This window comes from Bradyrhizobium sp. SZCCHNS30572, assembly GCF_032484415.1.
In the GTDB taxonomy this organism is placed as follows: Bacteria; Pseudomonadota; Alphaproteobacteria; order Rhizobiales; family Xanthobacteraceae; genus Bradyrhizobium.
The window spans coordinates 164442-184529 of record NZ_JAUESY010000002.1 but is presented as its reverse complement, the minus strand read 5'-3'; the positions used below and the strand labels follow the sequence as shown (position 1 = coordinate 184529).

Genomic DNA, 20088 nt, shown 5'->3' with positions numbered 1-20088 from the left:
AAACAACACAGCCTCATGAAAAGACCCCGCGGCTCGCGCCGCGGGGTCTTCGCTCGTCAAGACGCGTCGGCGCGCCTCAATGCGCGAGGATCGCCAGCAGCAGCAGGGCCACGATGTTGGTGATCTTGATCATCGGGTTCACCGCGGGGCCCGCGGTGTCCTTGTAGGGATCGCCGACGGTGTCACCGGTGACCGCAGCCTTATGAGCATCGGAGCCCTTGCCGCCGAAATGGCCGTCCTCGATGTACTTCTTGGCGTTGTCCCAGGCGCCGCCGCCGGAGGTCATCGAGATCGCGACGAACAGGCCGGTGACGATGACGCCGAGCAGCATGGCGCCGACGGCCGAGAACGCTGCCGACTTGCCGGCCGCGCCACCGCCTGCGATCGCGTAGATCAGGAAGTAGACGACGATCGGCGACAGCACCGGCAGCAGCGAGGGAATGATCATCTCCTTGATCGCCGCCTTGGTCAGCAGGTCGACGGCCTTGCCGTAATCCGGCTTGTCGGTGCCCTGCATGATGCCGGGCTTCTCGCGGAACTGGCGGCGCACCTCCTCGACGATCGCGCCGGCGGCACGGCCGACCGCGGTCATGCCCATCGCGCCGAACAGATACGGCAGCAGGCCGCCGAACAGCAGGCCGACCACGACATACGGGTTGTTCAGCGAGAAGTCCGGCTTGATCCCCGCGAAATAGGGATGGTGCGCCGAATCCGCGATGAAGAACTGCAGGTCCTGGTTATAGGCCGCGAACAGCACCAGCGCGCCGAGACCGGCCGAGCCGATCGCGTAGCCCTTGGTGACGGCCTTGGTGGTGTTGCCGACCGCGTCGAGCGCGTCGGTCGACTTGCGGACCTCCTTGGGCAGGCCGGCCATCTCGGCAATGCCGCCGGCGTTGTCCGTCACCGGGCCGAAGGCGTCGAGGGCGACGATCATGCCGGCCAGCGCCAGCATCGTCGTGGTCGCGATCGCGATGCCGAACAGGCCGGCGAGGCTGTAGGTGACCAGGATGCCGGCGATGATGACGATCGCGGGCAGCGCAGTCGACTCCATCGAGATGGCGAGGCCCTGGATCACATTGGTGCCGTGACCGGTGACCGAGGCGGCCGCGATCGACTTCACCGGGCGAAAGTCGGTGCCGGTGTAGTATTCGGTGATCCAGATGATCAGGCCGGTGACGACGAGGCCAACCACGCCGCACATGAACAGCGCCGTGCCCGTGTAGTCGACGCCATCGAGCTTGCCGAAGCCGATCAGCCAGGCGATCGCCAGCGCGACGCCGCCGAGCGAGAGCACGCCGGTCGCGATCAGGCCCTTGTACAGCGCGCCCATGATCGACTGGCTGGCGCCGAGCTTGACGAAGAAGGTGCCGGCGATCGAGGTGATGATGCAGATGCCGCCGATGGCGAGCGGCAGCGTCATCATGTTGGTCAGCAGCGACGACTTGGCGAAGAAGATGGCCGCCAGCACCATGGTGGCGACCGCGGTCACCGCATAGGTCTCGAACAGGTCGGCGGCCATGCCGGCGCAGTCACCGACGTTGTCGCCGACGTTGTCGGCGATGGTCGCGGGGTTGCGCGGATCGTCCTCGGGAATGCCGGCCTCGACCTTGCCGACGAGGTCACCACCGACGTCGGCACCCTTGGTGAAGATGCCGCCGCCGAGACGGGCGAAGATCGAAATCAGCGAGGCGCCGAAGCCGAGCGCGACCAGTGCGTCGATGACGGTGCGGCTGTCGGGTGCGAGCTTCATGAAGCCGGTGAGGATGCCGAAATAGATGGTGACGCCGAGCAGCGCGAGACCGGCCACGAGCAGACCGGTGATGGCGCCGGCCTTGAAGGCGAGCTCCAGGCCGCCGGCGAGCGAGGTGATGGCCGCCTGTGCCGTGCGGACGTTGGCGCGCACCGAGACGTTCATGCCGATGAAACCGGCCGCGCCGGAGAGGATCGCGCCGATCGCAAAGCCGATCGCGACGAGCATGCCGAGGAAATACGCAAGGAGCACGAAGATCACGACACCGACGATTCCGATCGTCGTATATTGGCGGCGAAGATAGGCCTGCGCGCCCTCACGCACGGCCGCCGCGATTTCCTGCATGCGCGCATTGCCGGCGTCCGCGCTGAGCACCGATTGTGTGGCCCAGATCGCATAGACGATCGACAGCGCTCCGCAGAGCACGATCACCCATAAAGCTGACATTTAGTTTCCTCGGCTCTTTGCTTTTTCTAACTACGTCACGCCGCGATGGTGCGACGCACGCCCCCTGTCAGGCCGCTCCGGGCGGAGCCGCCTCGAACATCATGAAGCTTGCCAAAATCGCCATGATGACGCAACGCCGCGACGCCTGAACCGCTCCAAATTCAGACGCTTCTTTGGTCGCATTGTGCGGTGCAAATAGGTGTCAGAAGTGGCTGAAGGACAAACGCGTCAGTGTGACGGGACGGCCCTGCCCGTCCAGGAAGCGCGGGGCTCGCGCCCCTTCGACGATGGCGCCGATGTCGGTGACGGCAACGCCCGCCGTCTCGGCTGCGGCACGGAACGCTGCGCATTGCGCTGCGGGAACAGTGCAGAGGATCTCGTAATCGTCGCCGCCGGAGATCATGCTTTCAAGCTGCGCGGCCCCGACAGCAAGCAGCTTCGCCGCTGCCGGCGATCGTGGAATATCGGACAGCGCGATGTCGGCGCTCACGGAAGAGGCGGCGCAGAGCTTTGTCAGGTCGCCTGCGAGGCCATCAGAGACGTCCATCGAGGCGGTCGCGCAGTCTCTCACGGCCGCGGCCAGCGCATTGCGCGGCTGCGGCGTGCGATAACGGCCGATCAGCATATCCCGCGCGGCGGCATCGTCGGCCAGCGCCGTGGCCTCGGCTGTGCCCGTCAGGATACGCAGGCCGAGCAAGGCGTCGCCGATGGTCCCGGTCACCATCACCCGGTCGCCGGGACGCGCGCCGAAGCGATGCACCATCCGACCCCTGGGCAACCTCCCCCAGGCCGCGATCGAGATCATCACGGGACCGGGCGTCGACACGGTGTCGCCGCCGAGCAGCGGACAGCCGAACGCCGCCGCGTCCTCGCCGAGACCACGCGCGAACTCCGACAGCCACGCGTCGTCCTTCTCGCGCAGCGCCAGCGTCAGGACGAAGCCGGCGGGCACCGCACCCTTGGCGGCGAGATCGGACAGGTTCACCCGCAGCGCCTTACGCGCGATGGTGTCGGGGGGATCGTTGGCGAGATAATGGACGCCTTCGACGATGGCGTCGGTCTTGACGACGATGTCGTCACCATTGGCCGGAATGATCGCGGCATCGTCGAGGAGGCCGAACGCGCCGGGGTCGGTCGCCAGCGGCTTGAAGTAGCGGGCGATCAGGGAATCTTCGCCGGAGGCTTCGCGGGTCACGCGCTCGTCCCCCACACTCTGCTGTCATCGCCCGGCTCGACCGGGCGATCCAGTACGCCGCGGCCCTTCCGTATCCCTTGAACGTCTGTGGAATACGGGATCACCCGCCGTCGCGGGTGATGACAGTCGAGGAAAGAGACTGGCATCGCGCCGGTTCGCAGCGATCGTGCTCCGGCGCCGCCCATCGCTACTTCGGCCCCATCTCGTCGGCGCGGTATTGCCGGGCGAGTTGCTCCAGCACCGCGTTGACCATGCCGGTCTCGTCGCGCTCGACGAAGGCATGGGCGATGTCGACATATTCGGACACGACGACCCGCGCCGGAATGTCCTTGCGTCGCTCCAGTTCATAGGCGCCGGCGCGCAGCACCGCGCGCAGGATCGCCTCGATCCGCTGCAGCGGCCAGCCGCGCTCCAGCGCCGTATCGAGCACCGGATCGATCTTGGTCTGGTCGCGCACCACGCCGGAGACGATGTCGCGGAAGAACGCAGCCTCGGCCGGCAGATACTGCTCGCCCTCGACCTCGTTGCCGAGCCAGTGGCTCTCGAACTCGGCCAGGACGTCGTTGATGCCGGCGCCTGCGATGTCCATCTGGTAGAGCGCCTGCACGGCGGCGAGACGGGCGGCGCCACGGCGATTGGCCTTGCGGTCGCCGGCACGGACCGGGCCCTTGATTGGCTTGTTGCTGCTCTCGGCCATGTCAGCCTCGCGCCAGACGGCGTTTGATGCGCAGCACGGCGAGCGCGGCGCGGGCGGCATCGCCGCCCTTGTTCATCTCGGAGACGCGGGCGCGCGCCCACGCCTGGTCCTCATTATTGACGGTGAGGATGCCGTTGCCGAGCGGCAGGCCGCGCGCCACCGACAGATCCATCAGGGCTCGCGAGGATTCCTGCGACACGATCTCGAAATGGATGGTGTCGCCACGGATGACGCAGCCGAGCGCGATCGCGAGGTCATAGGGCTTGCCGGCCTTCGCGGCAGCATCGAGCGCAATGGCAATGGTCGCCGGAATCTCCAACGAGCCGGCGACGGTGAGAACATCATAGCCCACGCCCGCCGCCTTCAGCTCGGCGGTGGCGCCCTCCAGCAGGGCGTCCTGAAGGTCATCGTAGAAGCGGGCCTCGACGATCAGCGCGCGGGCGCCGGAGATGTCGGTCTGGTCTTTGAGCGGCGCGCGCCGTGCGTCTGCCATGGTTCTGTTTCCATTGTCTTCAGGTGCCTCGCCCCAATGGAGCGGCCATCCGGCCGCGTCGCGAAGGGCGAGATGAAATCGGCCTCATGCTGCGAGACGACACATCGGCGCCTCCTCGCCATGAGGGCTGGCCTTGTAGGCGCGAGCGCCCGCAAAGCCAAGACGGAAAGCCCCCTTCGAGGCTACTTCATTTCCGTGAGGCGCGCGGCATAGCGCGCCATCAGGTCGACCTCGAGATTGACCTCGCTGCCGGCCTGCCAGGACGACAGCGTGGTGACCGACAGCGTATGCGGAATGATCAGCACCGAGAAGACCAGTTCGTCGACGGTGTTGACCGTGAGCGAGACGCCGTCGAGGGTTACTGAGCCCTTGGTGGCGATGAAGCGCGCCAGATCCCGCGTCGTCCTGAAAACGAACCGCGCCATGTCCGGCAGGTTCTCTCGGCTGACGATGGTCGCAATGCCATCGACATGGCCGGAGACGATGTGGCCGCCGAGCTCGTCGCCGATCTTCAGCGCCCGCTCGAGGTTCAGCTTCGTGCCGACGCGCCAGTGCTTGGCGGTGGTCAGCGCCAGCGTCTCCGCGGCGGCATCGACCTCGAACCAGGTCTTTCCATCGGTGACGCCGGACTGCACGACCGTGAGGCAGACGCCGTTATTGGCGATCGACGCGCCATCGGCGATGCCGGCCTGATCATAGTGGCAGGCAATGCGCAGCCGATGCAGCTTTCCTTCGGTCCGCGGCGTCAGGCTGACGATCTCGCCGATGTCGGTGACGATGCCTGTGAACATTAGGCGCGCTCGTAAATCGTAAGGGTATCGGGATCGAGCGTCTCGCTAGCACGAACGCGATAGGCCGGCGACTGCGTGATTGCGGTCAGCGGCAATGCGTCCAGCGCAGCGATCCCGTCAGCTCCGATCTCGCCGGGGCCGCGCAGGAGCCAGATCTCATCGACCAGGCCGCTTGCCATGAAAGATGATGCGACGCGGCTGCCGCCTTCGATCATCAGACGCGTGACGCCGCGTTCCGCCAGCGCCTTGAGCACGGCCGGCGGCTCCAGCGCCGACGGGTCGGCCTGCGGCGGGACACGGATCACCTGCGCACCGGCGGCGCCCAGCCGGGTCGCGGTAGCCGGCTCGGCCACCTCGGACGCGACGAGCCAGAGCGGCGTCGTGCGCGCGGACTGCATCAATCGGCTCGCGGCCGGAAGCCGGAGCATCGGATCGAGCACGATCCGGACCGGCGAGCGGGATTCCATGCCCGGCAGCCGGCAGGTCAGCAGCGGATCGTCGGCGATCGCGGTGCGCACCCCGACCAGGAGGGCGTCGCTCTGGGCCCGCAGCACATGCACGCGCGTCCGTGCTGCCTCGCCGGTAATGGCCACCGGCTTGTTGCCGGCGGCTGCGATCTTGTCATCGGCGGAGACCGCGAGCTTCAGGATCACGTGCGGCCGTCCGTCGCTGATGCGGCGGAAATGGCCGGCATGATCACGCTTGGCGTCCGCCGAGCAGAGGCCGACCTCGACCTGAATGCCCGCGGCGCGCAGCTTAGCATGCCCCTGCCCTGCGACCTCGGGATTGGGGTCCTCGATCGCCGAGACGACGCGGTTGATTCCGGCTGCGATGACCGCGTCCACGCAAGGCGGCGACTTGCCGAAATGCGAGCACGGCTCGAGCGTCACGTAGAGGGTGGCGCCCTTGGCGGCCTCGCCGGCGCGCTTCAAGGCCTCGGGCTCGCCATGAGGGCGTCCACCGGGCTGGGTCCAGCCGCGGCCGACGATCACGCCGTCCTTGACCACGACGGCGCCGACGGCGGGATTGGGCCAAGTCCGCCCCAACCCACGACGGCCGAGCAACAGCGCGAGCTGCATGAAGCGGCGGTCGGCGTCCTTCTGCGCCTTCAGCTTCTCGCCGACCTGATCGACCAGAACCCGGAAGATCATTTGCGGACCGGCGCGAGGCGCGGTGCTTCGTCCTCGGCCGAGAGCTCGCCGAGCACGGCCTCGAAATCCTTGGCCTCGCGGAAATTGCGGTAGACCGAGGCGAAGCGGACATAGGCGACGTCGTCGAGATCGCGCAGATGCTCCATCACGATCTCGCCGATCGCCTCCGAGGACACCTCCGACTCGCCGCCGCTCTCGAGCTCGCGCACGATCGCCGACACCATCTTCTCGACCCGCTCCGGATCGACCGAGCGCTTGCGCAGCGAGATCTGCACCGAGCGCATCAGCTTGTCGCGGTCGAACGGCACGCGACGGCCGTTGCGCTTGATGACGGTCAGTTCGCGCAGCTGCACCCGCTCGAAGGTCGTGAAGCGGAAATTGCAGGTGACGCAGACCCGCCGCCGCCGGATCACCGAGGAATCCTCGGTGGGGCGGGAGTCCTTCACCTGCGTATCGAGGCTGTTGCAGCTCGGGCAGCGCATTGTGGCTTCAAGCCTTACTGGTAGATCGGAAACCGGTCGGTCAGCGCCTTCACCTTCTGCTTGACCGCGGCTTCGACCAGCGGCGCGCTGCCGTCCGGCGCCTGCGCGATCGCGTTCAACACCTCGGCGATCAGGCTGCCGACCTGCTGGAATTCGGCGACGCCGAAGCCGCGGGTGGTCGCCGCCGGCGTGCCGAGGCGCAGGCCGGACGTGACGAACGGCTTCTCGGGATCGAACGGGATGCCGTTCTTGTTGCAGGTGATGCCGGCGCGGACCAGGGCCTTCTCCGAGATGTTGCCCTTCAGCCCCTTGGGCCGGAGGTCGACCAGCATCAAATGGTTGTCGGTGCCGCCGGAGACGATGTCGAAGCCGTGGGCGCGCAGCGATTCCGCCAGGGCCTTCGCGTTCTCGACGATGTTCTTCGCGTAAGTCTTGAACTCCGGCCGCAGCGCCTCGGCGAACGCCACCGCCTTGGCGGCGATCACGTGCATCAGCGGGCCGCCCTGCAGGCCCGGGAAGATCGCCGAGTTGAACTTCTTGGTGAACTGCTCGTCGTTCCACAGGATCAGGCCGCCGCGCGGGCCGCGCAGCGACTTGTGGGTCGTCGTCGTCGTGACGTGGGCATACGGCACCGGCGAGGCATGGACGCCGCCGGCGACGAGGCCGGCGAAGTGAGCCATGTCGACCAGCAGGTACGCACCGACGCTATCGGCGATCTCGCGGAAGCGCTTGAAGTCCCACGGGCGCGAATAGGCGCTGCCACCGGCGATGATCAGCTTCGGCTTCACTTCCTCAGCCTGCTTCGCCACCGCATCCATGTCGATCAGCTGGTCGTCGCGGCGAACGGTGTAATGCGCGGCCTTGAACCACTTGCCGGACATGTTGACCGGCGAGCCGTGGGTCAGATGGCCGCCGGCGGCGAGGTCGAGGCCCATGAAGGTGTCGCCGGGCTGCAGCAGCGCCAGGAACACGGCCTGGTTCATCTGGCTGCCCGAGTTCGGCTGGACGTTGGCGAAATTGGCGCCGAACAGCTTCTTGGCGCGGTCGATCGCGAGGTTCTCGGCGACGTCGACCCATTCGCAGCCGCCGTAATAGCGCGCTCCCGGATACCCTTCCGCGTACTTGTTGGTCATCACCGAGCCCTGGGCCTCCAGGACCGCGCGGCTGACAATGTTCTCCGAGGCGATCAGCTCGATTTCGTGCCGTTGCCGACCGAGCTCACCCTTGATGGCGGCGGCGATCTCGGGATCGGCCTCGGCCAGGGTGGCGGAAAAGAAGGAATCGACTGACGAGGCGGGCTTGGCGCTGGAAGCGGTCATCGGCGGAATATCTCCACGTCCGCAAGGCCTTAGGCGGCCGGCGGTCGGTTCAGTGAAGGCGGTCGGAAAAGACCCCTGCCCTTACCATACGGGCGGCGGCAGGCCAAGGGACAGACCAAGCGGTTGCGGGTCAAACCGGATATTTGCGCCAGATATGGTGGACGGCCGCTGGAGCAAGCCCCCTGCTCAGGCCCCGCCGCAGGAGTGCCAGCTTTCCGACATCTGCCACGTTCCCTTGGTCCGGAGATTTGTGGCCTTGTAGATTCGCCCCCGATCATCGCCGGGCGGGCATTTCTTCGGCTTCCAGACGGTGCAGAGCCGCACGGCATCGCCCAACTTGGAATGGGCGACGGCGGCATTCCACTCCGCGTCGATCTGCTCGGCGCCGTTCTGGTACAGCAAGTGGACGCCCTGATCCATCATGGGCTCACCATGCTCCTCGAGCTTCTCGCCGAGTTTGAACGGGGTCGGCGACAGCGGCTCATCGAACCGACCAGCAATTTTCGTAATCGTCGTCTCTACGCAGGCGCCTATTCTTGCCAGCGCTTCTCGACTGTTCGGTCCCTTCTGGGGCCAGACCGTCTCAGCCATGCTCCTCGTAGGCAGACTCAGCTCTCCGCACGCGAAGGCCAAGATTCCCGCCGTGGCAATAACTCGGGACACCAAACGCATCGATCCCCCAAAAATAAACAACCTGCATGAAACCGGATGGTCTCATACAGGTTGTCGGTATCATGAGGCAAGCGTCGCGCGAGCAATCTCGCGCCGAAGACATCAGAGGCCGGTGTAGCCCGCCTTCACCGGATCGACGCGACCGTCGAGCTGGCGAAGATAGGTCAGGCCGCACACGGTGAGACGATGCGGGTCGCGCTCGCCGGCTTCGAACAGCGTCTGGATGTAGGCGCTCACCTTGCGGCGCGCCTCGTCGCTCGCCGCAGCGGTGCGGTTCGCCAGCAGGTCGTAGGTGTGCATGATGCGATCGATGGCGGCTTCCATATCATCCCCTCTTGAACGTCAGGCCGTCAGGCAGACTTGAACATCGAAATCGCCTTGTTGGCGAGCTTGAGCTTGTTGAATTCTCCGCGGTGAATCAGTTGAACGATGATGTCGACAAGTCTTTCGTTCGGCGTGAACTCCTCCGGCATCTCGCCAGAGAGACGCAGATAGTTGGAGGCGATGGCATAAGCATCGCCGACCATCGCCACGTTCATGACTTGCATTCCGGCATCGTGCAGCATGGTCCGACCTCCGGTCCAAGGACATAAGCCCAGGAGCCTTGATTGGTTCCAATTCGGACCGGGGATTTTGCCAAACGAACACGAAAAAGCGCCGGCCGAAGGGGCCGGCGCAAGAACGACTTCCAGACGATCAACGACTGTCCGGTCTTGGCTCTCGAGGTCGGAGCCGGCTCAACCGAGACGATGAGGCCTGCTCAGAGGCGATAGAGGATCTGATCGGTCCAGAACCGCTCGAGACGATGCAGCGACTTGTTCAGCGTCGAGAACTCCTCGCTGGAAATGCCGCCGACCTGCTCCACGGTCTTGACGTGCTTCTGATACAGCGAGTCGACGATGCGGCGGATCTCCTGGCCCTGCGGGGTCAGGCGGATGCGGACCGAGCGGCGATCGACGCGCGAGCGCTGGTGATCGAGGAAGCCGAGCTCGACCAGCTTCTTCAGGTTGTAGGAGACGTTGGAGCCGAGATAGTAGCCGCGCGTGCGCAGCTCGCCCGCGGTCAGCTCCTTGTCGCCGATGTTATAGAGCAGCAGCGCCTGGACCGAATTGATGTCGGAACGACCACGGCGGTCGAACTCGTCCTTGATGACGTCGAGCAGGCGGCGATGCAGCCGCTCCACCAGCGTCAGAGCTTCCAGATAGAGCGACTGGACGGTGCCGCCCTGGCCCGGCGCAGCAGTCTCCACGGCCGTCGCAACGGCTTTCATCATGACACTTCCCCTGTCGTCGTTTTTGTCGACTTATTCGACGAAACTTTTGTCCCGTCTGATAGAACGAACTTAAGGGGCGTGCTTTGAAGATCGCCTTAAATAAGAGCATAAAGAGAGAATGAATCGCGGAGAGTGAATCCTCTTTTAATTCAGTAATTACAGAGGCTTTTGCAATAGTCCGTTGACGGTCGAGGCGCGATGTTCGCGCTCTGTTTCACCCACCTGTCGCATTCCAAAACACGCTTGGGTAGCGCCGCTAAGGTCTCTGTAACAGCTGTGGCAGGCGCTCTTAAGGTGTTCGAAACATTACTTGCATGGCGCTGAAAAGATTTACAGCGTGCAACGAATTTTCCGCACGACCTATGGTGGCCGCTCCCGGGCCGCCATCCAGGCCAGCACGAGGTAGGCGGCGAGCATGATTGCCTCGCCCGCGACCACCAGCAGATTGCCGCCGTAGATGCCCGGAAACATCAGCTCGATCACCGCCATCGACACCACCGTGGTGAGCCACACCACGGCGCCCCACGGCGTGGCCAGCCACAGGCCCACGGCGGCGACGAGCTCGATGACCGCGAAATAGACCGTCGCAGCCTGCCAGGCCATCGCCTGGTTTTCGAACGCGTCGTCCTCGCCGCCGATGAAGCCGGTCACCTGGGCCCAGTGGTACAGGCCCTTGGCGATCGAGAGCATGGCCATGACCCGCAAAAACAGCACGAGCCGCCGCGTCCAGACATTGTCGTCGCTCTCGCGCCGATCCGAGGACATGGCGGCAATCGACATGGCGGCGTTGTCACGTGCCAGATCTCGCGCCGAGGGAATCTCAGCCATGGCAGCTCGAGCAGAACAGGATGGTCGTCATTGGGGCCTCTCAAGACCAGGAGCATGGCGATTCTTGGCCGGCCGGCACCGTGAAAGCAACCGGGTAGGAAATCAACCGGGCCGCTTGCGTCAGGTCAAGTGACGGGCGACGGCCGAAGTGCTACAGATTGTTGGAATTACAACAAATCAAATCCGGCTCGCCGGCCAGCTCAAGGAGCCAGCACCCCATGGCGATCAAATTCGGCCGCCCGATCGACCTGCGCGACACCGCGCGCAACCCGGCCACTGCACCGACACCGGCGCTCGAGCTGACCATCCGCCCCCGCCGCAACCGCAAGGCCGAATGGGCGCGCCGGCTGGTGCGCGAGAACGTGCTCACCACCGACGATCTGATCTGGCCCCTGTTCGTGGTGCAGGGCGACCGGACCCGCAGCACCGTCGCCTCGATGCCGGGCGTGGAGCGGCTGAGCGTCGACGAGATCGTCCGCGATGCCGAACGCGCGGTTAGGCTCGACATCCCCTGCATCGCACTGTTCCCCTATACCGAGCCGTCGCTGCGCGACGAGCACGGCTCCGAGGCCTGCAACCCGGACAACCTGGTCTGCCAGGCGGTGCGCGCGATCAAGAAGGAGTTCCCTGAGATCGGCGTGCTCTGCGACGTCGCGCTGGACCCTTTCACCAGTCACGGTCATGACGGCCTGATCCGGGACGGCCGCATCCTCAACGACGAGACCGTCGCCGTGCTGGTGCGCCAGGCCCTGGTCCAGGCCGAGGCCGGCTGCGACATCATTGCGCCGTCGGACATGATGGACGGCCGGGTCGGCGCGATCCGCCAGGCTTTGGATCAAGCCGGTTTCCTCGACGTGCAGATCATGGCCTATGCAGCCAAATATGCATCCGCCTTCTACGGCCCGTTCCGCGACGCGATCGGCTCGGCCAAGACGCTCACCGGCGACAAGCGCACCTACCAGATGGACAGCGCCAATAGCGACGAGGCCCTGCGCGAGGTCGAGCTCGACATCGCCGAGGGCGCCGACATGGTGATGGTCAAGCCGGGCATGCCCTATCTCGACGTCGTCAGGCGCGTGAAGGACACGTTCAGCATGCCGACCTTCGCCTATCAGGTGTCGGGCGAATACGCGATGATCGCGGCGGCCGCCAACAATGGCTGGATCGACGGCGATCGGGCGATGATGGAGAGCCTGCTGGCCTTCAAGCGCGCCGGCGCCGACGGTGTGCTCACCTATTTCGCCCCGCAAGCCGCCGAACGGCTGCGGCAGCAGCGTTGAGGAGGCGCTGGGATCTTTCGGGACCCGCCGGTCTTTGAGCACGCCGATCCTTTCGCGTGCGCGAACCGCCGGGTCGCGGAGAGGGCTCAGAAGTCGCGAAATGGCCGGAAATTTGCCGCGCCTCCTGCAAGAACGGCCCTTGCAAGCGCAAGTCGGGTTCCCATGTGCTGGGTGCCAATCCGGAGGGCTTATTCATGGCGTATATGGGTTCAGGCGATAGCAATGACGGTCCCGGTGCTCGGCCGCACGCCTACGATCCCTATCAGCAGCCGGAATTGTTTCGCGGCGTGCTGACGCGGCGGATGATCGCATTCCTGATCGATCTCCTGGTGCTCTCGGTCCCGGTGATCTTGGCGGTGATCTTCATTGCCGTGTTCGGCGTGGTCACGCTGGGTCTCGGCTGGGCGTTGTTCTGGCTGGTGTCGCCGGCTTCAGTGATCTGGGCCATCGTCTACTACGGCGCAACGATCGGCGGGCCGAACTCGGCGACGATCGGCATGCGGGTGATGGATCTGGAGGTGCGGACCTGGTACGGCGCGCCGGGCTACTTTGTGCTCGGTGCCGTGCATGCCGTCTGCTTCTGGATCTCGGTCTCGGTGTTGTCGCCGCTCGTGCTGCTGGTCGGACTGTTCAACAGCCGCCGCCGGCTGCTGCACGATTTCGTGCTCGGCACCGTCGTGATCAACACGTCTGTGCGCTCGCAACTGACTGAACCGGCTCGTACCTGATGAGACGTCCGGTGGCACAGCAAAAGCGATTGACCGGCCGCCTCCGGAGCGCAATTCTGTTGATGATCGCCTCGGAGGCTCACGACGTTCCTTGACCCAGCATTCGCGTGACACCCCGCAATTCTACCTGACCGCGCCCTCGCCCTGCCCGTATCTGCCGGGCCGGCAGGAACGCAAGGTGTTCACGCATCTGGTCGGCGACAAGGCGACCGATCTCAACGACCTTCTCACCCATGGCGGCTTCCGTCGCAGCCAGTCGATCGCCTACCGGCCGGCCTGCGACCAGTGCCGCGCTTGCGTGTCCGTCCGCGTGATCGCCAACGAATTCCGCCCCTCGCGCAACTTCCGGAAGGTGCTCGCGCGCAACTCCGATCTGGTCGGCGAGCAGCGCAGCGCCGTGCCGACCTCCGAGCAATATTCGATCTTCCGCGGCTATCTCGATCAGCGCCATCGCCATGGCGGCATGGCCGACATGACGGTGCTCGACTACGCCATGATGGTCGAGGACAGCCATGTCGAGACGAGAATCATCGAGTACCGCCGCCGCAATCTGAGCAACGGGCCGAACGCCAGGGGCGGCGAGTTGGTCGCGGTCGCCCTGACCGACGTGCTCAGCGATGGCCTGTCGATGGTGTACTCGTTCTTCGACCCGTCGGAGACCACGCGCTCGCTCGGCACCTTCATGATCCTCGACCACATCGCCCGGGCGCGGCGCCAGGGCCTGCCCTACGTCTATCTCGGCTATTGGATCGAGGGTTCGAAGAAGATGGACTACAAGAGCCGCTATCTGCCGCAACAACGGCTCGCGGCTGCCGGCTGGCTGCGCGTGGATGCCGAAGGCGACACCGCGCCAGAGCCGCAGGACTAGGAGGAGGCGAATAGCGAATGGGGAGTAGCGAATAGGGACGTTCGAAGCGCTCTATTCGCTACTCCCCACTCGCTATTCGCCTCTCCTCATCATCCAGTGGCCAGATCCCACACCAGCTTGGCGTTGAGCGCGATGATCACCACCGCGATCAAGGTCGCAATCGCCGTCAGCCAGCGCGGCGCCACGAACTGCCCCATCTTGGCCCGGCTCGCGGTGAGCAGCACCAGCGGCACGATGGCGAACGGCAGTTGCAGGCTGAGCACGACCTGACTGAGGATCAGGAGCTGCCCGGTCGCCTTCTCGCCGGCCCAGATCGTCACCACCACGGCCGGCACGATTGCGATCATGCGGGTGATCAGCCGGCGCAGCCAGGGCGCGATCCGCCAGTGAAGAAAGCCCTCCATCACGATCTGGCCGGACAGTGTCGCGGTGATCGTCGAATTCAGGCCGCAGCACAACAGCGCGATCGCAAACAGCGTCGGCGCCAGCGTCGACCCGAGCAGCGGCGCCAGGAAGGAATACGCCTGGTCAAGCTCGGCGACGTCGCGTTGTCCGGTGCGGTGGAACGTCGCCGCCGCCAGGATCAGGATCGAGGCGTTGATGGTCAGCGCCAGGCACAGCGCGATGGTGGAATCGATCGTGGAGAGCGTGATCGCCTCGCGCTTGTCCTCTGGGCTGTCGCCGTAGCCGCGAGTCTGGACCAGGCCCGAGTGGAGATACAAATTGTGCGGCATCACGGTGGCGCCGAGAATGCCGAGCGCCAGATAGAGCATCTCCGGATTGGCGATCAGCTGTCCGCTGGGAACGAAGCCCTTCACCACCTCGGCCCAGTCCGGCTGCGCCATCGCGATCTGGATCGCGAAGCACAGCGCGATGATGCCGAGCAGCGCGACCACGAACGCCTCGATCCAGCGGAAGCCGAACGCCTGCAGCGCCAGGATCAGGAAGACATCGAGTGCGGTGACGCAGACGCCGATCGACAGTGGCAGCCCGAACAGCAGGCTGAGACCGATCGCAGTACCGATCACTTCCGCGAGGTCGGTGGCCGTGATCGCGATCTCCGCCGACAGCCAAAGCGGCACCGAGACCCAGCGCGGGGTAGAGTCGCGACAGGCCTGGGCGAGGTCGCGGCCGGTGGCGACGCCGAGCCGCGTGCACAGCGACTGCAGCACGATCGCCATCAGGTTGGACAGCAGCGCGACCGAGAGCAGGACGTAGCCGAACTTGGCACCGCCGGCCAGCGACGTTGCCCAATTGCCGGGGTCCATATAGCCGACGGCGACGAGGTAACCGGGTCCGAGAAAGGCCAGCAGCTTGCGCCAGAGCGACCCTTTTGTCGCGGTTCGTACCGTCGCGAACATGTCGCCGAGAGACGGATCGCCGCGCTCACCGCGCCAGCCTCCGTTCAGGCGGTCGCTCGGCGGAACCATGGCGTGCAGTTGCGAAAGGTCTGACGATTTTGCGTCCATGGCGCTATCCTGGACGAAACCGACGTTTAATGCAACTTACTTGCAAGTGCGACTTGCCCATGTGGCGGTGCCACATAGAGATGCTGGAAATCCTCCGATACCGCTTCATCATTGCGAAAGCTCGTCCCTGCCGATTCGCGGCCCGCCTCCTCGAGGCGGCCCATCGGCGACGGGTCCCACTACCCCACTGACGGGATCCACCATGCTCTCTACCCAACTCGGGCTCCGACCGGTCACGAACGCGCCCGTGCCTTGCAAGATCTGTGACGGTCCTGCCAATCTCTACGGCGTGGTCGACATGAACCGCCCCTGCCAGACGGCCCATGCCCATCGCCCGCCGCTGGCCGGCGTGCCCATCTACTACCGGCGCTGCGCGGATTGCGGCTTCCTGTTCACGGACGCCTTCGACGACTGGAGCATCGAGCAGTTCAAGACCCACATTTACAACGACGGCTACGAAGCCGTGGATCCGGACTATCGGATCAAGCGGCCAACCGACAATGCGGCGGCCGTGGCCCGCTTCTGGGCGCCACACAAGGCCGGAATGCGGGTGCTCGACTTCGGCGGCGGCAACGACTTGTTCTGCACCGGCCTGCGCGCTCAAGGCTTCGCGGAAGCGATCACCTATGATCCGATGGTGGCCGAGCACGCAACCCAACCCGATCGCAAGTTCGATCTCGTCACCTGCTTCGAGACGCTGGAGCACGTGCCCGATCCGCTGGCGACGATCGGAGCCATGGCGGCCTGCGTGGCCGAACCGGGCGCGGTGTTCTACTCGACGTTGACCCAGCCGGACGACTTCGACAGCCAGGGCATGTCCTGGTGGTACATCGCGCCGCGCAACGGCCACATCTCGATCTACACCCAGCATGCGCTGGCGCTGGCCTGGCACCGGTTCGGCTTCAAGACGGCGCCGCTGAATGCCGGCACGCATCTGGCGTTCCGCACGCTGCCGCCGGAATGGGGATTGGCCGAGGCACCGACCGCGGCGTAGGCCGTCCGCAGCACGACGGCCGATGCCGGAGATCAGGAAGCGGGTGGGCGCAGGGAGGCTGAGCGGCGATGATGGCCACATCATCACATCAGGTTCCTCTTCATGACTCCCTCGCCCGCCCTGCCCGCCGCCTTCCACCGCCTCGCCTGGTCGAACCTCACCGCGCAATCGGCCGAGCAGATCGCGCTCGCCGCAGCGCCGATCGTCGCGGTGCTCGCGCTCGGTGTCGGCGAGGGCGAGACTGGACTCTTGCAGACGGCGCTGACCGCGCCCTTCGTGCTGTTCGCGATCCCTGCGGGGCTGCTCGCCGACCGGATGTCGCGACGGCTGCTGATGGCGCTGGCAGAGATGCTTCGCGCGCTGGCGCTGCTCGCGATCCTCATCGCCTTCGCGGCCGGCGCGCTCACGCTGCCGTTGCTGGCCGCGCTTGGATTCGCAGCGGTGTGCGGCACGGTGGTGTTCAGCGTCGCCGCGCCGGCCCTGGTGCCGAGCCTGGTCGCCCCCGCCCAGTTGGCGCCTGCGAATGCGCGCATCGAGCTTGCCCGTACCGTCGCCTTCGCCGCGGGGCCCGCGCTCGGCGGCGTGCTGGTCGGCTGGATCGGCGGCGCGCCCGCCTTCGGCTGCGCCGCTGCGCTCTCGCTGGTCGCAGCCGTCTGCCTGGCCGGCATCGCCGAGCCCGCCCGCGCGCCCGTGCCGCGCCGCCATCCGCTGGCCGACATCAGGGAAGGCGCCGCCTTCGTGCTGCATCATCCGCTGCTGCGGCCGGTGTTCGCCACCCAGTTCATCTTCAACACGGCCCATTTCCTGCTGCTCGCGGTGTTCGTGCCCTATGCAGTCCACCGGCTCGGCCTGTCGGCAGGAGGCGTCGGCTCGGTGCTGTCGATGTTCGGCGTCGGCATGGTGTGCGGCGCGCTGCTGGCGACGCGCATCATGCGGCTTCTGCCGTTCGGCACCGTCATCGGGCTCGGCCCCGTCACCGGCTTCGCCGCGGCGCTCGTGATGGCACTGACCACGTTCGTTCCCTCGCCTGTCCTTGCCGGGCTCAGCTTCTTCCTGCTCGGCGCCGGGCCGATCCTCTGGGTGATCTCGACCACGACGCTGCGGCAGTCGGTGACCCCGGCCGGCCTGCTCGGGCGGGTGTCGGCCATCAACATCCTGAGCTACGGCGCCCGTCCGCTGGGCTCGCTGCTCGGCGCGGTCGTCGGCGGCCGCTACGGCGCCGACACGTGTCTCTACCTCGTCGCCGCCATCTTCGGCCTGCAGGCGCTCGTCATCCTCGCCTCGCCGGTCGTGGCGATCGCGCGGCAACCGGAGCCGCAGCCCGCCTAGCGATAGACCAGGATCGGCACGGTCGAATGCGTCAGCACCTTCAAGGTCTCGCTGCCCAGGATCGCCGAGACGCCGCGCAGCCCATGCGAGGCCATCAGCACCAGATCGCAATGCTGCTTGCGGGCGGTCTCGACGATCGCCTCATAGGGCTTGTCGTGCTCGACGCAGAGCGTGGCGCAGGCGACGCCGGCCCGCTCGGCATCGTCCTTCACATGATCGAGATATTTCGCGGTCTGATCGGCCACCAGCGACTTGTATTGCGCGAGCGCCTTGGTCGCAGCGTGAGGATCGACGACCAGCGAATGCAGCGGCGTCGACACCACCAGCGCCGTGACCTTTGCGCCGGTCGCCTTGGCGAGCGCAATGCCGTGCTTGATCGCGGCCTTGGACAGATCGGAGCCATCGGTCGGCAGCAGAATATGTTTGTACATGAGCTTTCATCTCCCGGCAGAGGGATGCTGGGCAGACTCGCTTCGGCTGGGCATTGACGTGGGTCAAGGGTGCGACATCTCGTCCGCCAAGTAGTTCTCGTAGTCCCGCGTGGCCGAGGCGCTGCCGGCAATTTCCGGATCGAGCGTGAAGAGATCCTGCGCGCGGCCGATGCCGCGCAGCGCGTAGCGGCCGGTCGACACCAGGTAGCGGCGACCTTCGTCGTCGAGCCCCTCGCAGAATTCGGCGGACGCCAACAGTTCGCGATCGACCGAGCGGCACATCGAGGCGATGCGGCTGACCTCGTTGACGGCCGGTCCCACCACGGTGAAGTCGAGCCGGTCCTCGCTGCCAATATTGCCGTAGAACACCTCGCCGACATGCAGGCCGACATAGGCCGAGGTGACGGGCCGTCCCTCGCCGGCGCGCCGTGCGTTCAGCTTCAGGATGTTCAGCCGAAAGCGATGCTCGGCACGCAGCGCAGCCCGACGGGCCGAGGCCATGTCGCCCCCGGTGAAGATCGCCAGCACGCCGTCGCCGATCAGCTTCAGCACGTCGCCGCCGGACTCGTAGATCGCGTCGATCGAGGCTTCCGCATAGTCGTTGAGCAGCGGGATGATCTCGTCCGGCGATATGCTCTCACTGATCGCGGTCGAACTGCGCAGGTCGGAGAACCACAGCACCGCATTGATGCGCTCGGTGACACCGCGGGAAATCCGGCCGCGCAGCACCTGTTCCGACGCATCGCGGCCGAGATAGACGCGGCCAAGGGTTCGCACGATGTCGACCTGCTGCGCGGATTTGATCGTCAGCGCGAGCAGCGGGACCAGGTCGCGCAATGCGCCGACCTGCGTGTCGGTGAAGCCGCCGTCACGCCGCGTCAGCCAGTTCGAATAGAAGCAGTCCATCTGGCCGAGCGTGCCGGCTTCCCCGAACCGGTGCACGAAGGCGAGATAGTGCCGATGTCCCTGTGCGGAAAGCTCCTCGATGATCGGAAAATCGAGATGCGCACAATTCATGAAGTCAATGCTGAACTCGTCATGGCCGTTCTCCAGCATGTGGTGGAAGACCGAGCGCCGCCAATTCTGTGCCGCCTCTCCCTCATTGCTGGAGCCATATTCAAAGCTGTCGGCTTCGTTCGTGTCGAAATCGTTCCAGCGGAAGCCACGCCCCTCGAAAATCGGATGCAGCGTATCGATGATCGCAAGGCTGCGCGACAGTTCAAGCCCGGCCGCGCGACAGCGCTCGCAGAAGCCGCGCAGGATCTCGTTCTCCGGCATTCCGGTCAGGCTCTGACCTACGAGCCAGCTCGCCACTTCGAGACGGGTCGCCGTATCCATCGTTTCAACTCACCAACGCGTCACGATCCGGAAGGCTTCAGGCAGGCCGGCTCACCACCTCGCCGTCCTCCTTGGTGAAGGAGGAGACGGGATGATCGAGCAGGTCGAGCACAAGTTCGGACGGGCGGCAGAGCCGCGCACCCCTGCTGGTCACCACGATCGGCCGGTTGATCAGGATGGGATGCGCGAGCATCGCCTCGATCAGCTGGTCGTCGGTCCATTTGAGATCGCCCAGACCAAGCTCGGCATAGGGCGTGCCCTTCTCACGCAGCACGTCGCGCACCCTGACGCCCATCGCGTTGATCAGCGCAATCAGCTGTTCGCGGCTCGGCGGCGTCTTCAGATATTCGATCACCTCAGGCTCCTCACCCGAGGCGCGGATCATCGCGAGCGTGTTGCGCGACGTGCCGCAGGCCGGATTGTGAAAGATCGTCACGGGCATGGGCTGTCCAGTCGTTGCATTCCAAAGGCACATTTCCGTGCCGTGCGTCTCACCCCAGACATCGTGTGCCTGATGGTGCGGCCGCGATGCGGGAGATGGTCACTGTTATCA

General features: G+C 65.7%; 22 protein-coding genes. 5 read left to right on the top strand and 17 right to left on the bottom strand.

Annotated features, from left to right (window positions below; all coding sequences use genetic code 11):
• Positions 1-76 precede the first annotated feature (76 nt).
• The 13 genes from QX048_RS05810 to QX048_RS05750 all read right to left on the bottom strand — a co-directional run bounded on the left by QX048_RS05810 (position 77) and on the right by QX048_RS05750 (position 11098).
• Positions 77-2197, bottom strand: a complete 2121-nt coding sequence (locus tag QX048_RS05810) for a sodium-translocating pyrophosphatase (RefSeq protein ID WP_315827203.1) — start codon at positions 2195-2197, stop codon at positions 77-79.
• 202 nt (positions 2198-2399) lie between these two features.
• Entirely contained in the window at positions 2400-3392 is a 993-nt protein-coding gene (gene thiL, locus QX048_RS05805; protein ID WP_315827204.1) for a thiamine-phosphate kinase, read from the bottom strand.
• Between the two features lie 187 nt (positions 3393-3579).
• On the bottom strand, positions 3580-4089 hold the full coding sequence (gene nusB, locus QX048_RS05800; RefSeq protein WP_315752916.1) for a transcription antitermination factor NusB: 510 nt from the start codon (positions 4087-4089) through the stop codon (positions 3580-3582).
• Between the two features lies 1 nt (position 4090).
• Positions 4091-4582 carry a 6,7-dimethyl-8-ribityllumazine synthase gene (gene ribH, locus QX048_RS05795; RefSeq protein WP_315752917.1) on the bottom strand — a complete coding sequence of 164 codons (492 nt, stop codon included), beginning with the start codon at positions 4580-4582 and terminating at the stop codon, positions 4091-4093.
• A 182-nt stretch (positions 4583-4764) separates the two neighbouring features.
• Positions 4765-5373 (bottom strand): riboflavin synthase, encoded by a 609-nt coding sequence (locus QX048_RS05790; protein ID WP_315752918.1) that lies wholly within the window; start codon positions 5371-5373, stop codon positions 4765-4767.
• On the bottom strand, positions 5373-6524 hold the full coding sequence (gene ribD, locus QX048_RS05785; protein ID WP_315827205.1) for a bifunctional diaminohydroxyphosphoribosylaminopyrimidine deaminase/5-amino-6-(5-phosphoribosylamino)uracil reductase RibD: 1152 nt from the start codon (positions 6522-6524) through the stop codon (positions 5373-5375). The genes QX048_RS05790 and ribD overlap by 1 nt, the downstream gene beginning before the upstream one ends.
• A complete protein-coding gene (gene nrdR / locus QX048_RS05780; protein WP_006612773.1) occupies positions 6521-7006 on the bottom strand; it encodes a transcriptional regulator NrdR in 486 nt (161 codons plus the stop codon). The genes ribD and nrdR overlap by 4 nt, the downstream gene beginning before the upstream one ends.
• Positions 7007-7020: 14 nt before the next feature.
• Positions 7021-8325, bottom strand: coding sequence for a serine hydroxymethyltransferase (gene glyA, locus QX048_RS05775; RefSeq protein ID WP_315827206.1), 1305 nt, complete (start codon positions 8323-8325; stop codon positions 7021-7023).
• 186 nt (positions 8326-8511) lie between these two features.
• Complete coding sequence (locus QX048_RS05770) at positions 8512-8916, bottom strand: hypothetical protein (protein WP_315827207.1); 405 nt, start codon at positions 8914-8916, stop codon at positions 8512-8514.
• 183 nt (positions 8917-9099) lie between these two features.
• Positions 9100-9321, bottom strand: a complete 222-nt coding sequence (locus tag QX048_RS05765; RefSeq protein ID WP_315711437.1) for a hypothetical protein — start codon at positions 9319-9321, stop codon at positions 9100-9102.
• A gap of 26 nt (positions 9322-9347) precedes the next feature.
• On the bottom strand, positions 9348-9563 hold the full coding sequence (locus QX048_RS05760) for a hypothetical protein (RefSeq protein ID WP_315711436.1): 216 nt from the start codon (positions 9561-9563) through the stop codon (positions 9348-9350).
• 194 nt (positions 9564-9757) lie between these two features.
• Positions 9758-10270, bottom strand: coding sequence for a transcriptional regulator LdtR (gene ldtR, locus QX048_RS05755; protein ID WP_008962376.1), 513 nt, complete (start codon positions 10268-10270; stop codon positions 9758-9760).
• 360 nt (positions 10271-10630) lie between these two features.
• Positions 10631-11098, bottom strand: a complete 468-nt coding sequence (locus tag QX048_RS05750; RefSeq protein WP_315711435.1) for a DUF6163 family protein — start codon at positions 11096-11098, stop codon at positions 10631-10633.
• A 218-nt stretch (positions 11099-11316) separates the two neighbouring features.
• Between QX048_RS05750 and hemB the strand changes: the two genes are divergently transcribed.
• From hemB to QX048_RS05735, 3 genes are all read left to right on the top strand, one after another.
• Positions 11317-12378, top strand: a complete 1062-nt coding sequence (hemB, locus tag QX048_RS05745) for a porphobilinogen synthase (protein ID WP_315752921.1) — start codon at positions 11317-11319, stop codon at positions 12376-12378.
• 194 nt (positions 12379-12572) lie between these two features.
• Positions 12573-13106 carry an RDD family protein gene (locus tag QX048_RS05740; protein ID WP_315827208.1) on the top strand — a complete coding sequence of 178 codons (534 nt, stop codon included), beginning with the start codon at positions 12573-12575 and terminating at the stop codon, positions 13104-13106.
• A 91-nt stretch (positions 13107-13197) separates the two neighbouring features.
• On the top strand, positions 13198-13974 hold the full coding sequence (locus tag QX048_RS05735; RefSeq protein ID WP_315827209.1) for an arginyltransferase: 777 nt from the start codon (positions 13198-13200) through the stop codon (positions 13972-13974).
• Positions 13975-14063: 89 nt separating this feature from the next.
• On the opposite strand, the gene QX048_RS05730 is transcribed toward QX048_RS05735, so the two are convergent.
• Complete coding sequence (locus tag QX048_RS05730) at positions 14064-15443, bottom strand: Nramp family divalent metal transporter (RefSeq protein WP_315827210.1); 1380 nt, start codon at positions 15441-15443, stop codon at positions 14064-14066.
• A 202-nt stretch (positions 15444-15645) separates the two neighbouring features.
• Between QX048_RS05730 and QX048_RS05725 the strand changes: the two genes are divergently transcribed.
• Positions 15646-16437 carry a class I SAM-dependent methyltransferase gene (locus QX048_RS05725; RefSeq protein WP_315827211.1) on the top strand — a complete coding sequence of 264 codons (792 nt, stop codon included), beginning with the start codon at positions 15646-15648 and terminating at the stop codon, positions 16435-16437.
• A 102-nt stretch (positions 16438-16539) separates the two neighbouring features.
• Complete coding sequence (locus QX048_RS05720) at positions 16540-17766, top strand: MFS transporter (protein WP_315711428.1); 1227 nt, start codon at positions 16540-16542, stop codon at positions 17764-17766.
• On the opposite strand, the gene QX048_RS05715 is transcribed toward QX048_RS05720, so the two are convergent.
• From QX048_RS05715 to arsC, 3 genes are all read right to left on the bottom strand, one after another.
• Positions 17763-18197 carry a universal stress protein gene (locus tag QX048_RS05715; protein ID WP_315711427.1) on the bottom strand — a complete coding sequence of 145 codons (435 nt, stop codon included), beginning with the start codon at positions 18195-18197 and terminating at the stop codon, positions 17763-17765. The genes QX048_RS05720 and QX048_RS05715 overlap by 4 nt on opposite strands.
• Positions 18198-18260: 63 nt before the next feature.
• Positions 18261-19535, bottom strand: coding sequence for an adenylate/guanylate cyclase domain-containing protein (locus QX048_RS05710; protein ID WP_315827212.1), 1275 nt, complete (start codon positions 19533-19535; stop codon positions 18261-18263).
• Between the two features lie 37 nt (positions 19536-19572).
• A complete protein-coding gene (gene arsC, locus QX048_RS05705) occupies positions 19573-19977 on the bottom strand; it encodes an arsenate reductase (glutaredoxin) (protein WP_315752927.1) in 405 nt (134 codons plus the stop codon).
• Positions 19978-20088: the final 111 nt, after the last annotated feature.

What these genes read in the sequence shown, in the direction of transcription:
- QX048_RS05810 (WP_315827203.1), bottom strand. Translation starts at nt 2,197, where the DNA reads ATGTCAGCTTTATGGGTGATCGTGCTCTGCGGAGCGCTGTCGATCGTC.
- nusB (WP_315752916.1), bottom strand. Translation starts at nt 4,089, where the DNA reads ATGGCCGAGAGCAGCAACAAGCCAATCAAGGGCCCGGTCCGTGCCGGC.
- ribH (WP_315752917.1), bottom strand. Translation starts at nt 4,582, where the DNA reads ATGGCAGACGCACGGCGCGCGCCGCTCAAAGACCAGACCGACATCTCC.
- QX048_RS05790 (WP_315752918.1), bottom strand. Translation starts at nt 5,373, where the DNA reads ATGTTCACAGGCATCGTCACCGACATCGGCGAGATCGTCAGCCTGACG.
- ribD (WP_315827205.1), bottom strand. Translation starts at nt 6,524, where the DNA reads ATGATCTTCCGGGTTCTGGTCGATCAGGTCGGCGAGAAGCTGAAGGCG.
- nrdR (WP_006612773.1), bottom strand. Translation starts at nt 7,006, where the DNA reads ATGCGCTGCCCGAGCTGCAACAGCCTCGATACGCAGGTGAAGGACTCC.
- glyA (WP_315827206.1), bottom strand. Translation starts at nt 8,325, where the DNA reads ATGACCGCTTCCAGCGCCAAGCCCGCCTCGTCAGTCGATTCCTTCTTT.
- QX048_RS05770 (WP_315827207.1), bottom strand. Translation starts at nt 8,916, where the DNA reads ATGGCTGAGACGGTCTGGCCCCAGAAGGGACCGAACAGTCGAGAAGCG.
- QX048_RS05765 (WP_315711437.1), bottom strand. Translation starts at nt 9,321, where the DNA reads ATGGAAGCCGCCATCGATCGCATCATGCACACCTACGACCTGCTGGCG.
- QX048_RS05760 (WP_315711436.1), bottom strand. Translation starts at nt 9,563, where the DNA reads ATGCTGCACGATGCCGGAATGCAAGTCATGAACGTGGCGATGGTCGGC.
- ldtR (WP_008962376.1), bottom strand. Translation starts at nt 10,270, where the DNA reads ATGATGAAAGCCGTTGCGACGGCCGTGGAGACTGCTGCGCCGGGCCAG.
- QX048_RS05750 (WP_315711435.1), bottom strand. Translation starts at nt 11,098, where the DNA reads ATGGCTGAGATTCCCTCGGCGCGAGATCTGGCACGTGACAACGCCGCC.
- hemB (WP_315752921.1), top strand. Translation starts at nt 11,317, where the DNA reads ATGGCGATCAAATTCGGCCGCCCGATCGACCTGCGCGACACCGCGCGC.
- QX048_RS05740 (WP_315827208.1), top strand. Translation starts at nt 12,573, where the DNA reads ATGGCGTATATGGGTTCAGGCGATAGCAATGACGGTCCCGGTGCTCGG.
- QX048_RS05730 (WP_315827210.1), bottom strand. Translation starts at nt 15,443, where the DNA reads ATGGACGCAAAATCGTCAGACCTTTCGCAACTGCACGCCATGGTTCCG.
- QX048_RS05725 (WP_315827211.1), top strand. Translation starts at nt 15,646, where the DNA reads ATGCTCTCTACCCAACTCGGGCTCCGACCGGTCACGAACGCGCCCGTG.
- QX048_RS05720 (WP_315711428.1), top strand. Translation starts at nt 16,540, where the DNA reads ATGACTCCCTCGCCCGCCCTGCCCGCCGCCTTCCACCGCCTCGCCTGG.
- QX048_RS05715 (WP_315711427.1), bottom strand. Translation starts at nt 18,197, where the DNA reads ATGTACAAACATATTCTGCTGCCGACCGATGGCTCCGATCTGTCCAAG.
- QX048_RS05710 (WP_315827212.1), bottom strand. Translation starts at nt 19,535, where the DNA reads ATGGATACGGCGACCCGTCTCGAAGTGGCGAGCTGGCTCGTAGGTCAG.
- arsC (WP_315752927.1), bottom strand. Translation starts at nt 19,977, where the DNA reads ATGCCCGTGACGATCTTTCACAATCCGGCCTGCGGCACGTCGCGCAAC.